The sequence below is a fragment of the Candidatus Planktophila lacus genome, from assembly GCF_002288325.1.
Taxonomy (GTDB): Bacteria; Actinomycetota; Actinomycetes; order Nanopelagicales; family Nanopelagicaceae; genus Planktophila; species Planktophila lacus.
In genome coordinates this window covers 478,040-495,667 of sequence record NZ_CP016780.1, presented here as the reverse complement: position 1 = coordinate 495,667, position 17,628 = coordinate 478,040, and the positions used below count along the sequence as shown (strand labels likewise).

The following is a 17,628-nucleotide window of genomic DNA, read 5'->3' as shown; positions in this document are numbered from 1 at the left end:
GAATGCGCGCATGGCAACAGCAAAGAAAGCCGCAGCATCGACCAAGGCGAAGAAGGTCGTTGGTCCAAAGCCCGGTGAATATCCCGGCAAGATTGTAGATATCGATGTTTCATCTGAAATGTCAGAATCATTTCTTGAATATGCATACTCAGTTATTTACTCACGAGCACTTCCTGATGCGCGCGATGGTTTAAAGCCAGTTCACCGCCGCATCTTGCACCAGATGGCCGATATGGGTCTTCGTCCAGAGCGCGGCCATGTGAAGAGCGCACGTGTTGTCGGTGAAGTAATGGGTAAGTTGCACCCACACGGTGACTCAGCGATTTACGATGCACTTGTTCGTATGGCGCAATCTTTTTCAATGCAGGTTCCACTAATCGACGGCCACGGAAACTTTGGTTCACTCGACTCTGGCCCTGCAGCGATGCGTTACACCGAAGCTCGTCTAGCCAACGCTGCAATGGCGATGGTTGCTGAAGCCGATGAAGACACCGTTGATTTTGGTCCAAACTACGACGGCCAATTGCTTGAGCCACTTGTTCTTCCTGCCGCGTATCCAAACCTTTTGGTAAATGGCGGTTCAGGTATCGCAGTTGGTATGGCGACAAATATGGCGCCACATAACCTAGGTGAAGTTATCGCTGCAACTAAGTTCTTAATTGATAACCCTAAGGCGACGCTTAATCAGTTGATGAAGCACATCCCTGGGCCAGACTTTCCAACTGGCGGAGAACTCGTTGGCGCCGAAGGCGTACGCGAGGCATATGCCACCGGTAAGGGTTCATTTAAGGTTCGCGCATCTGTTGAAATCAGCAAAGTTACCTCTCGCAAGATGGGTATCACCATTAAGGAACTTCCATTTAACATCGGCCCTGAAAAAGTTGTTGAACGTATTGCAGATCTTGCTAAGGCGAAGAAGATTCAAGGTATTTCAGACATCATCGATCTAACTGATGGCCAGACCGGAACCAACGTAGTTATCGAGCTAAAGAACGGCTTTGAACCAGAGGCAGTTCTAGAACAGCTCTATAAGTTAACTCCGATGGAAGATGCCTTCGCCATTAACGCTGTTGCCTTGGTTAAGGGTCGCCCACAAACTCTTGGACTTAAGGAATTGCTACAAGTCTTTATCGATCACCGCATCGAAGTTGTACGTCGTCGCTCTGAATATCGCAAAGCCAAGGCCGAAGGTCGCCTATCAATGGTCGATGGTCTGCTTAAGGCGATCATTGATATCGATAAGGTAATCAAGATTATTCGCGGTAGCGATGATGCAGCCGCTGCCAAAGAGAAGTTGATCAAGGACTTTAAGTTAAATGATGAACAAGCAACTTATATCCTCGACATGCCGCTTCGTCGTTTGACCAAGATGAGCAAACTCGAACTTGAGACTGAACAGAAAGAACTCAAAACAACTATCGCCGCGCTTAGCGCTCTTCTAAAATCTGAAGAAAATATCAAGGCGCAGGTTGCAACCGAGCTAACTGCAGTCGGAAAATCATTCGCTACCCCGCGTCGCACACGAATTGGCGCTGCTTAATTTCGTTTAACTTCTCCCCTGTGGGAGACTTCGTCAAATGATCTCTACAAGTGCTCTTGAACTACGCGCAGGTGCGCGACTTCTGGTCTCAGGAGTAAATGTTCGCATCAACCACGGAGATCGCATCGGATTCGTTGGTCGCAATGGCGCAGGAAAATCTACGCTCGCCAAGGTACTTGCTGGTGAAACACTCCCCGCAGGTGGCGCAGTACAACGCACCGGCAAAATCGGTTATCTGCCTCAAGATCCCCGCACTGGCGAAGATCAAGGCACTGTTATTGAAAGAATTTTATCGGCGCGCGGATTAGATCAGATCGCAGCGCGTATGACCCAAGTTGAAGAAGAGATGGCAACAACTGAAGGTGAAGCACTCGAAAAGGCGATGGAGCGTTACTCACGCGTCGATGCCGAGTTCCAAGCAGCCGGTGGTTATGCCGCAACATCTGAAGCAGAAGCGATCGCAACTTCACTTGGCGTATCTGAAGCAGTCTTTGGCAATCAACTAGACACACTATCTGGTGGTCAGCGCCGTCGTATCGAACTTGCACGTATCTTGTTCTCGGGCGCAGAAACTCTGCTTCTGGATGAGCCAACGAACCACTTAGATGCTGACTCAATCATCTGGCTTCGCAACTACCTCAGCACTTATTCAGGCGGACTTGTCATCATCTCTCACGATGTTAACTTGATCGAACAAGTTGTAAATAAGGTCTTCTATATCGATGGCAACCGTAACGTGATCGATGTTTATAACTTGGGCTGGAAGCAATACCTCTTGCAGCGCGAGCAAGATGAACATCGCCGCAAGAAAGAGCGTGCCAACGCCGAAAAGAAAGCTGAAATCTTGCAGAAGCAGGGCGAGAAGATGCGCGCTAAGGCTTCTAAGGCAACTGCCGCTCAAGGCATGTTACGTCGCGCTGAGAAACTTCGTTCCTCACTCGATGACGTTCGCGTTAAGGATAAGGTCGCCAAACTTCGCTTCCCAACACCAGCACCTTGCGGAAAGACTCCCCTATCCGGTGAAGAGCTCTCTAAGAACTACGGATCACTTGAAATCTTTACCGACGTTTCCTGTGTTATCGATAAGGGCTCACGCGTTGTTATCTTGGGACTTAACGGTGCTGGAAAAACTACTCTTCTAAAGATCCTTGCCAATCAACTCGAATCCGATACTGGAAAAGTTGAACATGGCCATGGCTTAAAACTTGGTTACTACGCCCAGGAACATGAAATGCTCGACTTTGATCGCACAATTCTGGAAAACATGATGTCTTCCAAGGATGACTTGCGCGAACCAGAAGCCCGTAACGTTCTTGGTTCATTCTTATTCGTTGGCGATGATGTTCATAAGCCAGTGAAGGTCTTATCTGGTGGCGAAAGAACTCGTTTAGCACTCGCAACTCTTGTTGTATCTGCCGCAAACGTTCTTTTGCTAGATGAGCCAACAAACAACTTAGATCCCGCTTCACGTGAAGAGATCTTGGGCGCTCTTGGTGAATATCAAGGCGCAGTAATCATGGTCTCTCACGACGAAGGCGCTGTTCAGGCCCTTAAGCCAGAGCGCGTGATCTTGCTGCCTGATGGCGATGAAGATATTTGGAAAGACGAGTACTTCGATCTAGTTTCTATTGATTAAAACCTGATTAAAGCTAAATAAGTTAAGCGTCGATCCGATCGCGATCGATTTCAGCCGTTGAGATAAATTCTTTACGTGGGGCTACATCGTTACCCATGAGAAGTTCGAACATCGCCTCTGCCGCTGCTGCATCAGAAATTGTTATGCGGCGTAGGGTGCGAGCATCTGGGTCCATAGTGGTCTCACGGAGCTGATCAGCATCCATTTCACCAAGGCCTTTATAGCGCTGAATAGGTTCTTTCCACTTCTTGCCGGACTTCTTCAAATCTGCGGTGACCTTCTTCATCTCATCATCTGAGTATGTGTAGATGTACTCACCCTTTTTGCCGCCGCTACCCATTAGCTCGATGCGGTGAAGTGGTGGAATCGCTGCAAAGACGCGACCGTCATCGATCATCGGCTTCATGTAGCGATAGAGAAGAGTTAAGAGCAAGCAGCGAATATGCGCACCATCAACGTCCGCATCGGACATCAAGATGATGCGGCCGTAGCGCGCATCGGCTAGTTCAAATGATTTACCGGAACCGGCGCCGATTACCTGAATGATTGATGCGCATTCGGAGTTATCTAGCATTTGTGAAAGCGATGCCTTTTGTACGTTAAGGATCTTGCCGCGAATTGGCAGGATTGCTTGGAATTCAGAGTTACGCGCTGCCTTGGTGGTACCAAGTGCTGAGTCACCTTCTACGATCAGAAGTTCGGTACGAGTTACATCTTCAGAGCGGCAATCAGAGAGCTTGGTTGGAAGCGCAGATGATTCGAGGGCGTTCTTACGACGTTGCAGGTCCTTGTGAGTACGTGCAGAAATACGAGTACGTGATGCAGCAGCAACTTTCTCGAGAATCAAACGGCCGTTGGCCTTATCGATACGACGAGTTGTGTTGAAGAACTCTTTCATCTTGTCGGCAACTACTGCAGAGACGATTCGTGTTGCAGCCGCTGTGCCGAGAACTTCCTTGGTCTGTCCTTCGAACTGTGGTTCAGACATACGCACTGTGATGACAGCGGTAAGGCCTTCCATGATGTCATCTTTAATTACATCGGCTTCGTTCTTCTTCAGAGTGCCAGTGCTGCGAAGGGATTCGTTAAATGCTTTGGTGATCGCTCGCTCGAAACCTTGAACGTGGGTTCCACCCTTTGGCGTCGAAATAATGTTTACGAAGGAGTGAACGGTGGCATCAAAGCCATCGCCCCACTTCATCGCAATATCTACTTCCATATCGCGTTCTACTTCAGTTGAAACCATGTGGCCTTTATCGTCAAGGACTGGAACAGTCTCTTGATAATGGCCGGTGCCGTAGATGCGGATTACTTCGCCTACTGGTTGATCTGGTTGTAAGAATTCGCAGAACTCGGAGATACCGCCCTTGTGGTAGAAAGTTTGAGTTGTTACGGCTTTGGTGCGATTGTCATTGACGATCAGCGTTAAGCCTGGAACTAAGAATGAGGTCTGACGTGCGCGAGCGTAAATTTCTTCGATATCAAGGGATGCTTCCTTTAAGAAGATCTGACGATCTGCCCACCACTTAATACGGGTACCTGTAACTTTTGCAGAAACTTTTCCAATTGTGCGAAGTCCAGATTGTGGTGTGAACTCTGCCTTTGGACCTTCGCCATCGAAGATGCCGGCAACGCCGCGCTTAAATGACATCCAGTAAATTTTGCCATTGCGATCTACTTCTGCATCAAGACGTTCGGCAAGTGCGTTTACAACTGATGCACCAACGCCGTGCAGACCACCTGATGCAGCATAAGAACCGCCACCGAACTTTCCGCCTGCGTGCAACTTTGTAAGTACAACTTCAACTCCAGTTAATCCAGTCTTTGGTTCTTTATCAACTGGAATACCGCGACCATCATCATGGACTTCGATAGATCCATCAGCTTCTAAATTAATTTCAATCTTCTTGCAATGACCTGCAAGTGATTCATCTACTGAGTTATCGATAATTTCCCAGAGACAGTGCATGAGCCCGCGTGAATCGGTTGAACCGATATACATACCCGGACGTTTACGAACCGCATCAAGGCCTTCAAGGACTGCCAGGTCTTTGGCGGTATAAGAATCTTCGGCGTCGCCTAGAGCAGTGAGATCGAGTTGATCTCCAGCATCTTTAGAATTCTTGGCGGCCACGGAGGCAAAGGTTATCGGCGTAGTTGCAAGGATCTTGCGTTAACGCGCCGTAATAGTCTCAAATATTGGTAATTTCCTTCTTTCGGGCGAAAAATCGGAAAAGTCTGTGAATTGCAACGCAAAAGTAACAATATTCCTCCATTTATTTCCTGCGGGGAATAAAGAGACATGGTTTGATGTTCCATAAGAAGTACCACTTCCCACCTAAATGAACGGAGAGCGCGATGACCGAGCAAGTAATCCTCGAATCCACACCTCTTAATGCACTTGATCGTTGCGATCGTTGCGGCGCTCAGGCATATGTGCGAGCAACCCTCGCAACAGGTGGCGAACTAATGTTCTGTGCACACCACGGCAAGGAATACGCTGAAAAGCTAAAGGCTGTGGCAGTTGCAATCCAAGACGAGTCAGAGCGCTTGGTTGAATCTAAGAATTAATTAATCTTTATTAAGAAGACCCTTGTGCGATCCGTCGCAGAAGGGTTTTTCTTTTGATTGGCCACATCCGCAGAACTTTGGATTTTCTAAAGTCTCTAGAACGTTGCCATCAGCATCGACCATTTCAACTTCACCGGTTATGCGGATAGAACCACTTTTGGGGTTTATGAAAACCTTTGGCTTATCCACGTTAGAACTCGATTTCTTTTTAATCTAGTTTTAATCTAGATAATCGCGAAGTGATTGCGAACGTGATGGGTGGCGCAACTTCGACATCGTCTTTGATTCGATCTGGCGGATACGTTCGCGAGTAACCCCGTGAACCTTGCCGATCTCATCAAGGGTCTTTGGCTGACCATCTGTAAGTCCGTAACGAGCCTTGATTACATCTGCTTCACGGTTGGTGAGGCCACCTAAGACCTGCATCAACTGTTCTTGCAAGATTGTGAAAGTTACAGATTCTTCAGGCTTAACCGCTTCAGAGTCTTCAATGAGATCTCCGAACTCAGAATCGCCTTCTTCACCAAGTGGTGTGTGAAGTGAGATTGGTTCGCGGCCGTACTTCTGAACTTCAACAACCTTTTCAGGTGTCATATCAAGTTCTTTAGCGAGCTCTTCTGGAGTCGGTTCGCGGCCGAGGTCTTGCAACATCTGGCGCTGAACGCGAGCCAACTTGTTGATGACTTCAACCATGTGAACTGGAATACGGATTGTGCGAGCCTGGTCTGCCATCGCGCGAGTAATCGCCTGACGGATCCACCAAGTTGCATAGGTAGAGAACTTGTAACCCTTTGTGTAGTCGAACTTTTCAACTGCGCGGATAAGGCCGAGGTTTCCTTCTTGAATTAGATCAAGGAACAACATGCCGCGACCGGTGTAACGCTTTGCAAGAGATACAACGAGACGAAGGTTTGCTTCAAGCAAGTGGTTCTTAGCGCGTTTGCCATCTTCAACGATCCATTCAAGTTCGCGCTTGAACTTCTTCTCCATCTTCTTATCTTCTTTAATCTTCTCTTCGGCAAAGAGGCCGGCTTCAATACGCGTTGCTAGCTCTACTTCGAGCTCAGCGTTAAGGAGTGCTACGCGGCCGATCTGCTTTAGGTAATCCTTTACTGGGTCAGCGGTTGCACCAGCAGTCATAACTGTCTGCGCAGGTGCATCATCTTCTTCAGAGGCCTTTAGGGTGAAGGCATTTTCTTCGTTTCCAGATGCTTCTTCAGCCAGGTTTACAACGCGTGGCTGATTAGATTTATCTTCTGCTTCTGTGTCGATGATTTCAGCGACTTCAGCGATAAGAGTTTCGACATCTTCAAGTTCAATTTCTTCAACGACGATTTCGTTACCTTCATCATCTAGAACCACCGCAGCCTTGCCGGCTTTACCTTCGCTCTTTGGAGCAACAGGTGCTGGAGGTGGCGCAATTAGTGCGAGTTGGGCTTTAGAGAGAATTCGCGCAGATGTTCCGAGTCCTGCTTTGCGTGCTTTCTCAGAGTCAGTTGCAATAACTTCATCAAGGTGGCGCGCTTCTTGGGCGAGCGCCAAAAATTCTTTCTTAACCGCTTTGCGATAGTTATCGATACCGCTGGCAGCAAGTGTTTCGACGATCTCTTTGTGGCGAGCGACGTCGTTCTTCAAATTTACAAGTTGTTGAACTTCTTTGGCAGATAAATCTTTCTTCAGCGCAACCTTTACTGGCTTAACTGGCTTAACGACGGCCTTCTTAACAGGCTTCGCTGCGACCTTCTTCGCTGACGCTTTCTTAACAGGTGCCTTCTTGGCGGCTACCTTTTTTGCAGGTGCTTTCTTAGCAACAGCTTTCTTGGCAGGAGCATTTTTCGCTGCCTTTGCTGACTTTGCCTTGTTTTTGAGCGCACTAAATACAGCCACAATTGTCCTTTGGTTTTTCGAACTATCTTCGAAACCTTTGTTTCGAACTGCTCGAAGCGATGGCTATATTATACTCAGCGCTTGGCCGATTGCGGCGCCAACTGACTCAGATTCGACCAAAAAGCCATCGTGTCCGAAGTCCGATGAGATAGTAATTAGCGGTTGCGCCTTAGGAACGAGCTCGGCAATCTCAACCTGAAGTCGAGGTGGGAATAGGCGATCGGTATCAATTGAGACCACAACGACCGGAATCTTGATCGATTCCAGCGCAGCCACGACTCCCCCGCGATCGCGGCCCACATCATGGGATGCCATCGCTGAAGTTAGCGAGATATAGGTATTGGCATCAAAGCGCTTGGCCAATTTAACCGCCTGATGATCAAGGTATGACTCAACGGCATAGCGCCCGGTGTCATCGCCCTGCATCTGGCCACCAAAGCGCACATCCATCTCAGATTCGGTGCGATAAGTCAGATGCGCGATGCGTCGGGCGATACCCAAGCCTTCGATTGGGCCCCTTGCTTGCTCGTAATAATCGCCGCCGTTGAAATTTGGATCGCTCTTGATTGCGCGGATCTGCACTGAGAATCCGCCGATCTGATCGCCGGTTGCAACTGCTGATGAACCGATCGTGCAAATAGCACCGACGCGGTCTGGATATTCAATCGCCCATTCCAGCGAGCGCATTCCGCCAAGGGATGGACCTACAGCCAAACGATATTTCTTTATGCCGATGGCATCGCTAAATAAAAGTTCGGCCGCGGCCATATCACGCACTGTCACAACTGGAAAACGTGAGCCGTAACGTTTGCCATCAGGAGCAATACTCGATGGACCTGTACTTCCCTGACATCCGCCAATCACATTAGGGCAGACGATGAAATATTTATCGGTATCAAAAGGAAGACCTGGGCCGACCATATTTGGCCACCAACTAGTTACATCAGACCAACCAGTCATCGCATGGTTAATTAAAATCGCATTATCTTTTGCAGCGCTTAACGTGCCCCAAGTTTGATAAGCAATCGTGATATCGGGCAGCGTCTCGCCGCTTTCAAGTAAGAGAAAGCCGATCTTTACAAATTTGCGATCGCCGGGATCATGGCTTTCCAGCCATGCACCTGTAACTGCTGTAGTAATCGAGTTCGACATTTAATTCCTTCACGCACTTGCTCACATCGTGTGATGCAAACCTGGTCGTCACCCGGAGCACCCCACCGCGGTGGAGGGTTGCCGTCTAATCAGCCGGGGCTATCGATTAGAACTCGTGACCTGTCCAAATTCTAACCCAAAAAACCACGTGGGTCTTTCGCGCATTCTCTATCTGACTTACTCTAGAACTATGTTGATCGGGGTTGACTGGGGCGGAACCAAGATTGAAATCGTTGCCCTAGAACCCGATGGCACCGAACTAATGCGCATCAGGCGCGATACTCCGCGCGGTGACTATCAGGCTTGCTTAAGGACGATTGCCGAATTAATCGTGGAGATCGAGGAGAAGACCGGTCAGCGCGGTTCAATCGGAATTGGAATTCCGGGATCTCTTGAACCAATTAGTCGTTTAGGTAAAGGCGGAAGTTCAACCTGGATAAACGGCCAGCCCGTTGAAGCAGATTTGAACAAAGTAATTGGACGACCACTTCGCGTTGTAAACGACGCCGATTGTTTTGCATCATCTGAAGCCCGTGATGGAGCCGGTGCAGGTTACGCAGTTGTCTTCGGAGTAATTATCGCTAGCGGTGCAGGAGCAGGTGTTGCGGTAAATATGCGCGCACATCACGGCCCTAATAACAGCGCTGGTGATTGGGGACATAACCCGCTGCCATTTGCTACCGCCGATGAACTTCCTGGAGAAGATTGTTACTGTGGCAAAAAGGGATGTATGGAAACTTGGATCTCGGGATATAGCTTCTCCAGAGATTATCAAAGGCGCGGTGGCGCAGATCTAAAGCCTTCAGAGATTATGGAACGTGCACGCGGTGGAGAGACAATTGCTATCGCAAATTATGAAAGTTGGATTGACCGCGTTGGACGCGGACTTTCAGTAGTTGTAAATACATTGGATCCAGATGTTTTTGTCATGGGTGGCGGAATGAGCAATATCGATGAGTTGTATCGCGATCTTCCAGGAAAAATTGGTCAGTACACATTTTCGCCAGTCTTTGCCACACCAATTGTTCGCTCAAAACATGGAGATTCAAGTGGTGTTCGCGGCGCTGCCTGGTTATGGCAATAAAGACGGGTATTAGACTCTCCAGATGAGCCTTTCGCAAGTAGATATTGATCAGCGCTTTGAATTCGGCAAAGAGCTAATTCTTCGCGCCGGTGATCTAGCCATGACATATTGGAAATCGCTGGAAACTCTAGAAGTTAAGAGCAAAGGGCTGCAGGATTTTGTTAGCGAAGCCGATTACAACACTGAAGTTTTGATCAAAAGTGCTATCAAGGAACGTTTCCCAGATGATGCATTCTTTGGTGAGGAAACCGGGCCAACTGGAATTGAAGGCGCAGAAGGTATCTGGGTAGTTGATCCAATTGATGGCACGCAGCCATTTTTGATGGGGATGACTAGTTGGTGTGTTTCGATCGCCTTTGTAAGTCAATCTCAAATTGAAATCGGCTTGGTTTATAGCCCTGCAGGTAATGAATTCTTCATCGCCCAAAAAGGCAAAGGCGCAACGTTAAACGGCAAGAGAATTCAAGTGCGCGATGCCCAGACTCTAAACGATGGCATCGTTAGCGTTGGTTACTCCAACCGCACTTCCCCAGCGCAGTTGATTCATATGATGAAAGGCCTGCTTGAAAACGGTGGCATGTACCACCGAAATGGTTCAGGAGCACTTGGTATTTGTTATGTGGCAAGTGGCGCACTCATTGGTTACATCGAATATCACATCAACTCTTGGGATTGCTTAGCTGCTCTTTTATTGGTCTCTGAAGCAGGCGGAAGAGTTAATGACTTTATCGCTGACAATGGACTGCACCTGGGCGGCAAGATAATTGCTGCATCCCCTAAAGTCTTTGCTCAATTAGATAGCTTCTTTCCAACAAAGTAATTGTTAAAGCCCGAATCCGGGCGGTAGATCTTCACCAAAAATTCCAGCGCAGACTTTGGGATGTAGTTCTCTGCGCATCGCCGCAAAGGATGCCGGCGGCCAACCTGCTGTAAAGACGCGTCGCAATAAGAGCGCCAGGGAATAACCATTGGCATCTTCGAGGGCGCGATCTAGCGCGCGGTGGGCAAGTGCGCCATCACCGCTTTCATATGCCAGCGCGGCACACAGAGATGCAATCGGTGCCACATATCCCTTTGGTGCGATCCGCATTAAGTGGCGCCACATCTGAAAGTAGGTATCAACGTTCTCTTCATCATGGCTGCCAAGTGCAAAATCGCGCACCTGGATATCGCTTAACCGACCGATAACCCGCGCGGTTAGTTCGAGATCTTGGCCAATGCGTCCACTGGCAAATTCACCTGCTAAATCAATTACCGCAGTTGCGCCATCGCGTTGTAACTTCGGCAAGTTATCCATAGCTTTGGGAATTAGAAAACTGTCCACTAATTCGCACCATTTAGCCTCGGTTGCTACCGGCAACGATGAAATTGAATCGGTGAGTGCTTGCAGATTGGCAAAGGGCATCGCACGACCTGCAACAACATGTTCAACGGCAATACGCGAACCATCGATCTCGGGAATTAAGTTTCCTTCAGCAGGGCAACAACCTTGATCCTGACATAGAACAGAGCGATAACGCCCGCCTTGGATAAGCAGAGATTCATCAGTAGCAATACTAATTCGGGTTAACGCCGCCCTTGTATCGGCAAGAACAACTTCCCCATCGCTGCGATCGCTTGGAACATAAGCAACTAACAGCGCCCCAGTTGCCAAATCTCGCTGTAGATGTGAAGCCAATAAGTCGTAAGCACCTTCGGGAATATCAACTGGATAATCAATCCGCATCGCCATTCCAACGGTGTTATCTTTAATTGAAACTACAACCAATGAATCTTCAGGGTGGTAACCAATTAGAAAGGGAATTGCGGCAAGTAGGTCATGTGGTGATGTAAGCGTAGTCATCTCTCTCAATTCATAAAGCGGGTTGGAGCTGCCACCACGGTGATGGTCAGCGCTGAAACTTTTTTGATCTGGCCAGTAATGGCGCGTTCTACGGCATTGTGAGAAAAACTGCCGCTCCAAGTTGTTGTTAAAAGCACCGGATAAATGCCGGGCTGTGAATAAATATGTGTGATCTTGCCTTCGGGAAATGGACCACCTGGATCGGTTGTCGCAAGAAATGAACCATCACCGAAGGACCACAAATATGAAGGGCGCAGAACCACATCGATGGTTTCGCCAATTAAATTAACTTGGGTGCGGAAGACCGATGGCAAGTCATTCCAGAAATAGACCGGAGTGTGAATTAGCGGTTTGAAATTTGGCTGATATGAAATGCCGCCGGTGGGAAGTGATTTACTTAAGCGATCACTGAGTGAAGTTGCTGCGACTACTTTCGGTGCCGCTTTTTTAACTGGTTTCTTTACAGGTTTCGCTGGTGCTTTCTTAACCGGTGCAGCAACTTTAGGCTTTACAACCGGCTTAGGTTTGGCTACAACTTTAGGCTTAGCAACAACCTTTGGCTTAACAACTTTGGGTTTGGTCACCTTGCCCGAACTTGGGCCACTTCCCTTTCTCGCTTCAATAACCAATTGCCCATCTTGGGTATAGACATCAACACAGGCTTTGACGCAATCTGCTGCGTGCGAAGTGAGAGTTTGTAGAGAAATTACCAACGCTGTAATCAGAATTAATGGGAGCTTCATCTGCGGGAAGATAGATCTTGCAACTGATAAAAAACGCCCCGCACCTACTCCATGTGGATAGTTAACGGCTCATATGGAAAGGTAGGAACATGGCTGCGCGCGATGGAGATGGTTGGGTCGAGTGCAGTTGCGGCTCTAAACATTGGGGCTTGCATGGCGCAGCAGGTTTACTTATCTATCGCGATGGCGCAATCTTGTTACAGCACCGCGCACCCTGGGTTCATAACGGAGACACTTGGGGAATCCCAGGCGGTGCGCGTGATTCACACGAGAGCGTTATTGATGGCGCAATTCGCGAAGCGGTAGAAGAGACCGGTATTGATCCACAGCAGTTAACCCCGCGCCAAACCCATAACGATAACCACGGTAACTGGTCTTATGACACCGTTATCGCTGAGGCAACGAGCGAACTTGTGGCGCACGAGTTAAATGATGAATCACATGAAGTGCGTTGGGTTTTATTTGATGATGTAACTCGCTTGCCGCTACACCCCAGCTTTGCAAAATCTTGGCGCGATTTAAGAGCCCAGTTGGATTATCTGATCACACCAAGATAGTTTTTCAACTTCACTATGTGCGACCAGAATGACGGTCTTTCCTGCGCTGCGCTGTTGCTTAAAGATTTCAATTAACTTCTCTTTACTTGCCAGATCCTGTGCCGCAAATGGTTCGTCAAAAAGGTAGATCGGGCAGTCGCGCAACAAGGTGCGGGCGATTTCAACACGCTGCACCTGTCCGACAGAAAGCGTAGTCACTAAGTTCCCCAACAATTCGGTAAGCCCCAAGTCGGCCGCTATCTTCTCAATTTGATTCATGGCCTCATCGCTCTGCCCCAAGGCTAGTACTTCGCGAACAGTCATCGGTAGCCAGAAGGTGCGCTCTTGCAGCGCCAAACTGCGCAGGTGCGATTGTTCGAGATCGCTTAACTCTTGCAAATTCTTTTCCGCGATAAAGATAGAACCGCTAATTGGCTTTAGGTCACCGGTGATAGCCAAGAGCAGCGAACTCTTGCCGCAACCATTAGGGCCGATAATTGCGCTAATTGAGCCTTTAGCAATAGTGGCGCTTAACCCCGTGAAGAGTTCGCGGTTATTGCGCTGCAGCGTTAGATCTTTGATCTCAATTATTTCCATGTCAGCGCCGCCTTTCGCACTAGCAGGATAAGAATTGGTGCACCCAATAAAGATGTAATCAGGCCGATAGGTAGTTCGTATGGGGGAAGAACGCTGCGTGCGATCGTGTCACCGACCAGCAAGATCAGCGCACCGATTAGCGAAGATGCGATCGTCAATATTCGGTTCTTTCCACCAAAGAGAATGCGCGCAATATGTGGGGCGGCCAGCGCCAAGAAGGAGATTGAGCCCACGGTACTCACGCTGACTGCAACCAATGAACCGATTATCAAGAATGCTTTCAAGCGAATCGCTTTCGCAGAAAGTCCTAAGTGACGTACTGAGATATCACCGAGTGAGAGTAGATCTAACTGTGGAGCGATTTTAAAGGCGAAGAAGAAGCAGACCAGAAATACTGGCGTAAGAATCAAAAGGCTCTCTGATGTCGCTAACGCTAATGAACCGAGCGACCAGAATGAGATCGAACGGATCTCTGGATTATTTGTGGCGGTAATTAGTAGCCCAACAACTGCGGAAAAGAGCGCCGAGGTACCGATTCCGATAATGATCAAGGCACCTACTGAGCGAGCCCAAGTAAAAGTGAGCGCCGTTGCAATCAGCGCTCCAATAGTTGCAAAGAGAACTGCCGACACTGAACCAACTTCAGCAAGGTTTAAGAGAACGCCAATTACAACGCCCAGGCTTGCACCTGCTGATGTTCCTAAGATTGCAGGGTCTGCCAACGGGTTATTTGCCGCAGATTGTGCGATCGCACCGGCTAAGCCAAGTGCTGCGCCAATTAAGAGCGCAACCAGAATGCGTGGAATTCGAATCTGCCAGAGAATTAAATGGTTGGTACTTGCGCTGTCAAAGCCGGGGTTAAATAGATAACGCCAGATGTTTTCTACCTGCGTTGCACCGAGCAATAGAGATGCCACCACCGCAATATTTAGCGCGATAACAATTAGCGAGAAACGTAACTTCATTTCATCAACTCATCTACAGAAGCTGCCATCTGAAGAATCAGATCTGGTGTGCGGGGGCCAAAGGAGAGTAAAAGAGAATCATCAACGGCAAGGATGCGCCCCTTCTTTCCAGCAGTTGTCTGGGCAACTCCAGGAAGTGCCTTTAAACCTGCAACTCCCCCAACCGATGCCAGACCTTTGCTCATAACTAAAATTACATCTGGGTTTAACTCAGCCAGAACTTCGGCGCTAACTGGCGTAAAGGGATCTTTCGAAAACTCTGCGCCGGCATCAACGGAATTTATCGCCGTGATTAGCGAATCTGCTCCTGAACCTTTCCCTCCAAGGAGATAGATCGAGTTTCCGCCGCGGAGATAGAGAAAGGCGATTCGTGCTTTTCGATCTGCTTTCTTAACTTCAGAAAGTGACTGGTTGATCTTCTCGCTCAAGGCAGCCCCCGATGGAATTGCTCCAACAGCCCCTGCAATATCGGCAATCTTTAGATTTATATCCGAGAGCGTCCAGGCCTGGCGCACCTGAACAATCTTGATTCCATTTTCGCGCAGGGTCTTAATTGCAGCGAGCGGTCCAGTTGCATCGTCGATCAGAACCAAGTCTGGGTTCAAATTCAAAATATTTTCCGCAACAACTTGATGGCCAGAGGTAACGATTGGAATATCTAAAAGTACTTCTTCAGTGCTGGCGATATCTCGTCCAATAAGGATTGGCTTTAAGCCTAAAGAAACCAAAATTTCTGCAGATCCGTTTGCAAGTGCGATTACGCGCGTTGCTGAAGAAGTACCGCCATCTTCGATACTTATCGCGGCAGCGCTTTTAATCTCTTGCACAGCAACTTCACCGGAACTACATGCGGTTAAAGAAAGCGCTGTGGCCAGAGCCACTGACAGATGCCGGTATCGACCATTCTTTAGCACCCTTAAATCATCTCAGCCTTTTACCTGACAGATATAGGTGGGTTGTCGGATAAGACGGTAACGAGATAAAAGTAAGGTTTTCTCATGCGCACAAAGGCTTTTCTCACAACAGCCGTATCTGCGCTGCTTCTGATCTCACTTAGTGTGGCACCGAGCAACGCTGCGCAGAAACCGCAATTGGTTAAGGGCCAGTTCGGCGAATCAATTAGCGCACAAGCGCGAGATATAACGGTTGATAAAAATGGTCAGGCGCAGATTGTCATCACTGGTAAAGGTTTTGATGAAACTGTCGGTATCTACCTTGCGTACTGCGTAATGCCAAAATCGGGTGCTGCTCCGACTCCGTGTGGCGGTGGCGTTAACAAATCCGGAATCGGCGATGCTTCTTACTGGATCTCATCAAATGCACCACCCTATGCAGCCAATCTGGCAGAACCTTTCCGCGCCGGTGGCAGATTTACCAAGAACGTTGGAGTCTCGGAAAAAATCGGCAAGATCGATTGCCGCAAAAGTAAATGCGCTTTAACAGTTAGATCAGATCATCTACGTGAAGGGGATAGATCGCGCGATCTTTTTATTCCAGTCACATTTAAGAAAAGGAAATAGAAATGAAGAAAATGATCACCTTAATCTCAGTATTAGCACTGGCTATACCTGTCTTCACGGCGCCGAGTGCCAGCGCGGAGACGTTTGTCTTCCAGAGCGGCCCGCTAACAAATCTTGATCCAGCAGGTGCCACCGTCAATGGCGGCTTTACAAAATTTACGACCAAGGGCGGAATGTATATGCAGCAATGCATCGCCCCAGTCGCTGGTGCTCGTCCTGCAACCTGCAGCGATGAATTACAGCTCTGGATCAGCACTAAAGGTGAAGTTGGTTCAGTAAGTGCAACAGGGCCAATCGCATTTAAAGTTGCCTCAACTATTACCGGGCGCGGCGTAGCTGTTGACTGCACCAAAACATCTTGCGGAATCTTCTTCCGCCTAGATCGTTCTGCAACTGCAGATACCAGCGAAGATTTATTCCTTCCAATTACCTTCCGCGAAGGTGCTGCCGCGCCTTTGCTACCGGCTGATGTAGTAACCGTTACTTTAAATACCAAGCCGCTAACCCGAAATGTTCCGATGGCACTTGCCTATCGCCAGAGCGCAAAGATTGTTGCAACTGCGCAATCTGGTCTGCCAGTGACGTTAACTTCATTGACTCCAGAATGTTCATACGTAAATGGAACGCTAACTGCACTCAAGGGCGCTGGACAGTGCGCACTTGCTCACCGAACTGCCGGCAACGATAAGTTCGCAGCAAGTTCTGCAAACTATCCATTTATCCTCGAACCTGGCACCCAGAAAGTAGAGCGCGCCACCAAGGAACTCAAAAAGGGTAAACCAAAGGCGATGCCTGCTGAAAGCAATTTCGGTGAGGTAATTACTTACAAGAGTTTGAGTAAGAACTGTCGCGTTGAGTTAAATCTAATCGAGTCTCAAAAGCGAGGGGTCTGCACCATCGTTGCTACAGCGCCAGCTAAAGAAGGAATGTGGCTAGCCCTTAAGCAAGATCTAAGAATTAGAGTTAGCTAAAGCTTTAATTCCGGCGATATAGAAATCGGTTGTAACTGCGATCTCATCTTGCGCCGTTGCGGCACCTGATTCGATGCGGCGGGTTGCTACATCTGTAATCGCTTGCAACTGCGCTAAGGCGCGTGCGGTATCTGTGATGCCAAGGGCAGCAAAAGTTTTGCTAAGTGGCGCGAGCATCTGACGGTGGGCGGCGCCTATTTCAGCGTTTCGCTCGCGCGGCAAAGTTGTGGCGTGAAGTGACTTGGCAAGCAGATGTCGTCCATCGCCTACGTAGTTAAGAGATGTTTCAATCCAGATTGTTAGCGCTGCGATTGGATCGCTTTCATCTTCGATTGCGCTGCGCAAGAGTTCGCCAAAGTTCTTTAGCTCTTCAATTAACAGATCAGCAACGAGATCTTGGCTGCTAGAAAAGTATTCATAGACCGAAGTTCGCGATAGCCCAGCGCGCGCTGCAACTGCGGCGATTGAAATGCTGGCAGAGCTTTCCTCAAGTGCGATCTGAGTAGCCGCTGAAATCAATTGAATACGGCGCCAATCGCGATGCGAGGCTAGATCTTGCGTGGAAATCTTGGGCATAAAAAAA

The 17,628-nt window shown here is 48.6% G+C and carries 17 protein-coding genes, 1 pseudogene and 1 riboswitch; of the genes and pseudogenes, 8 read left to right on the top strand and 10 right to left on the bottom strand.

The genetic code is table 11. The features are described from left to right. Positions 1-10: 10 nt before the first annotated feature. Positions 11-1,522 (top strand): annotated as a pseudogene (locus A1sIIB106_RS02515) (DNA gyrase/topoisomerase IV subunit A); the annotation flags it as partial. Positions 1,523-1,577: 55 nt separating this feature from the next. Beyond that, positions 1,578-3,176, top strand: coding sequence for a ribosomal protection-like ABC-F family protein (gene abc-f, locus A1sIIB106_RS02510; RefSeq protein ID WP_095670940.1), 1,599 nt, complete (start codon positions 1,578-1,580; stop codon positions 3,174-3,176). 22 nt (positions 3,177-3,198) lie between these two features. On the opposite strand, the gene A1sIIB106_RS02505 is transcribed toward abc-f, so the two are convergent. Further along, positions 3,199-5,310, bottom strand: coding sequence for a DNA gyrase/topoisomerase IV subunit B (locus A1sIIB106_RS02505; RefSeq protein ID WP_190277202.1), 2,112 nt, complete (start codon positions 5,308-5,310; stop codon positions 3,199-3,201). A gap of 224 nt (positions 5,311-5,534) precedes the next feature. Between A1sIIB106_RS02505 and A1sIIB106_RS02500 the strand changes: the two genes are divergently transcribed. Further along, complete coding sequence (locus tag A1sIIB106_RS02500) at positions 5,535-5,747, top strand: DUF7455 domain-containing protein (protein WP_095527495.1); 213 nt, start codon at positions 5,535-5,537, stop codon at positions 5,745-5,747. Here the strand turns inward: A1sIIB106_RS02500 and A1sIIB106_RS02495 are convergent, their stop codons facing one another. The 3 genes from A1sIIB106_RS02495 to metX form a co-directional block, all read right to left on the bottom strand. Further along, a complete protein-coding gene (locus A1sIIB106_RS02495) occupies positions 5,748-5,936 on the bottom strand; it encodes a CDGSH iron-sulfur domain-containing protein (protein WP_095677254.1) in 189 nt (62 codons plus the stop codon). It abuts the gene before it with no gap. 30 nt (positions 5,937-5,966) lie between these two features. Then, positions 5,967-7,634, bottom strand: coding sequence for an RNA polymerase sigma factor (locus tag A1sIIB106_RS02490; protein WP_095670937.1), 1,668 nt, complete (start codon positions 7,632-7,634; stop codon positions 5,967-5,969). A gap of 63 nt (positions 7,635-7,697) precedes the next feature. After that, positions 7,698-8,786, bottom strand: a complete 1,089-nt coding sequence (gene metX, locus A1sIIB106_RS02485) for a homoserine O-acetyltransferase MetX (protein ID WP_095670936.1) — start codon at positions 8,784-8,786, stop codon at positions 7,698-7,700. Between the two features lie 8 nt (positions 8,787-8,794). Further along, positions 8,795-8,907, bottom strand: a riboswitch (SAM riboswitch). A gap of 69 nt (positions 8,908-8,976) precedes the next feature. Here metX and A1sIIB106_RS02480 point away from each other — a divergent pair. Next, complete coding sequence (locus A1sIIB106_RS02480; protein WP_095670935.1) at positions 8,977-9,870, top strand: ROK family protein; 894 nt, start codon at positions 8,977-8,979, stop codon at positions 9,868-9,870. A 22-nt stretch (positions 9,871-9,892) separates the two neighbouring features. Then, positions 9,893-10,690: an inositol monophosphatase family protein gene (locus tag A1sIIB106_RS02475; RefSeq protein WP_095670934.1), complete on the top strand. Its 798-nt coding sequence runs from the start codon at positions 9,893-9,895 to the stop codon at positions 10,688-10,690. A gap of 3 nt (positions 10,691-10,693) precedes the next feature. On the opposite strand, the gene A1sIIB106_RS02470 is transcribed toward A1sIIB106_RS02475, so the two are convergent. Both A1sIIB106_RS02470 and A1sIIB106_RS02465 read right to left on the bottom strand, forming a co-directional pair. Continuing rightward, positions 10,694-11,713 carry a DUF4192 domain-containing protein gene (locus tag A1sIIB106_RS02470; RefSeq protein WP_095670933.1) on the bottom strand — a complete coding sequence of 340 codons (1,020 nt, stop codon included), beginning with the start codon at positions 11,711-11,713 and terminating at the stop codon, positions 10,694-10,696. A 5-nt stretch (positions 11,714-11,718) separates the two neighbouring features. Further along, positions 11,719-12,456 carry a PKD domain-containing protein gene (locus tag A1sIIB106_RS02465; protein ID WP_095670932.1) on the bottom strand — a complete coding sequence of 246 codons (738 nt, stop codon included), beginning with the start codon at positions 12,454-12,456 and terminating at the stop codon, positions 11,719-11,721. An 89-nt stretch (positions 12,457-12,545) separates the two neighbouring features. Here A1sIIB106_RS02465 and A1sIIB106_RS02460 point away from each other — a divergent pair, with 89 nt between their 5' ends. Beyond that, positions 12,546-13,013 (top strand): NUDIX hydrolase, encoded by a 468-nt coding sequence (locus A1sIIB106_RS02460; protein WP_095670931.1) that lies wholly within the window; start codon positions 12,546-12,548, stop codon positions 13,011-13,013. Here the strand turns inward: A1sIIB106_RS02460 and A1sIIB106_RS02455 are convergent. From A1sIIB106_RS02455 to A1sIIB106_RS02445, 3 genes are read right to left on the bottom strand one after another with little or no spacing between them, the layout of a single operon-like run. Further along, positions 12,975-13,589 (bottom strand): ABC transporter ATP-binding protein, encoded by a 615-nt coding sequence (locus A1sIIB106_RS02455; RefSeq protein ID WP_095670930.1) that lies wholly within the window; start codon positions 13,587-13,589, stop codon positions 12,975-12,977. The genes A1sIIB106_RS02460 and A1sIIB106_RS02455 overlap by 39 nt on opposite strands. Further along, on the bottom strand, positions 13,580-14,554 hold the full coding sequence (locus tag A1sIIB106_RS02450; protein ID WP_095670929.1) for a FecCD family ABC transporter permease: 975 nt from the start codon (positions 14,552-14,554) through the stop codon (positions 13,580-13,582). The genes A1sIIB106_RS02455 and A1sIIB106_RS02450 overlap by 10 nt, the downstream gene beginning before the upstream one ends. Continuing rightward, on the bottom strand, positions 14,551-15,435 hold the full coding sequence (locus A1sIIB106_RS02445) for a heme/hemin ABC transporter substrate-binding protein (RefSeq protein ID WP_190276911.1): 885 nt from the start codon (positions 15,433-15,435) through the stop codon (positions 14,551-14,553). The genes A1sIIB106_RS02450 and A1sIIB106_RS02445 overlap by 4 nt, the downstream gene beginning before the upstream one ends. Before the next feature lie 117 nt (positions 15,436-15,552). Between A1sIIB106_RS02445 and A1sIIB106_RS02440 the strand changes: the two genes are divergently transcribed. Continuing rightward, positions 15,553-16,074, top strand: a complete 522-nt coding sequence (locus tag A1sIIB106_RS02440) for a hypothetical protein (protein WP_095670927.1) — start codon at positions 15,553-15,555, stop codon at positions 16,072-16,074. Positions 16,075-16,076: 2 nt separating this feature from the next. Next, complete coding sequence (locus A1sIIB106_RS02435; protein ID WP_095670926.1) at positions 16,077-17,045, top strand: hypothetical protein; 969 nt, start codon at positions 16,077-16,079, stop codon at positions 17,043-17,045. Here A1sIIB106_RS02435 and A1sIIB106_RS02430 read toward each other — a convergent pair. Continuing rightward, on the bottom strand, positions 17,025-17,621 hold the full coding sequence (locus A1sIIB106_RS02430; protein WP_095670925.1) for a TetR/AcrR family transcriptional regulator: 597 nt from the start codon (positions 17,619-17,621) through the stop codon (positions 17,025-17,027). The two genes, A1sIIB106_RS02435 and A1sIIB106_RS02430, sit on opposite strands and share 21 nt — an antisense overlap. Between the last annotated feature and the right edge of the window lie 7 nt (positions 17,622-17,628).

Coding starts and splice junctions, on each gene's coding strand:
- abc-f (WP_095670940.1), top strand. CDS start 1,578: ATGATCTCTACAAGTGCTCTTGAACTACGCGCAGGTGCGCGACTTCTG.
- A1sIIB106_RS02500 (WP_095527495.1), top strand. CDS start 5,535: ATGACCGAGCAAGTAATCCTCGAATCCACACCTCTTAATGCACTTGAT.
- metX (WP_095670936.1), bottom strand. CDS start 8,786: ATGTCGAACTCGATTACTACAGCAGTTACAGGTGCATGGCTGGAAAGC.
- A1sIIB106_RS02480 (WP_095670935.1), top strand. CDS start 8,977: ATGTTGATCGGGGTTGACTGGGGCGGAACCAAGATTGAAATCGTTGCC.
- A1sIIB106_RS02475 (WP_095670934.1), top strand. CDS start 9,893: ATGAGCCTTTCGCAAGTAGATATTGATCAGCGCTTTGAATTCGGCAAA.
- A1sIIB106_RS02470 (WP_095670933.1), bottom strand. CDS start 11,713: ATGACTACGCTTACATCACCACATGACCTACTTGCCGCAATTCCCTTT.
- A1sIIB106_RS02465 (WP_095670932.1), bottom strand. CDS start 12,456: ATGAAGCTCCCATTAATTCTGATTACAGCGTTGGTAATTTCTCTACAA.
- A1sIIB106_RS02460 (WP_095670931.1), top strand. CDS start 12,546: ATGGCTGCGCGCGATGGAGATGGTTGGGTCGAGTGCAGTTGCGGCTCT.
- A1sIIB106_RS02455 (WP_095670930.1), bottom strand. CDS start 13,589: ATGGAAATAATTGAGATCAAAGATCTAACGCTGCAGCGCAATAACCGC.
- A1sIIB106_RS02450 (WP_095670929.1), bottom strand. CDS start 14,554: ATGAAGTTACGTTTCTCGCTAATTGTTATCGCGCTAAATATTGCGGTG.
- A1sIIB106_RS02440 (WP_095670927.1), top strand. CDS start 15,553: ATGCGCACAAAGGCTTTTCTCACAACAGCCGTATCTGCGCTGCTTCTG.
- A1sIIB106_RS02435 (WP_095670926.1), top strand. CDS start 16,077: ATGAAGAAAATGATCACCTTAATCTCAGTATTAGCACTGGCTATACCT.
- A1sIIB106_RS02430 (WP_095670925.1), bottom strand. CDS start 17,621: ATGCCCAAGATTTCCACGCAAGATCTAGCCTCGCATCGCGATTGGCGC.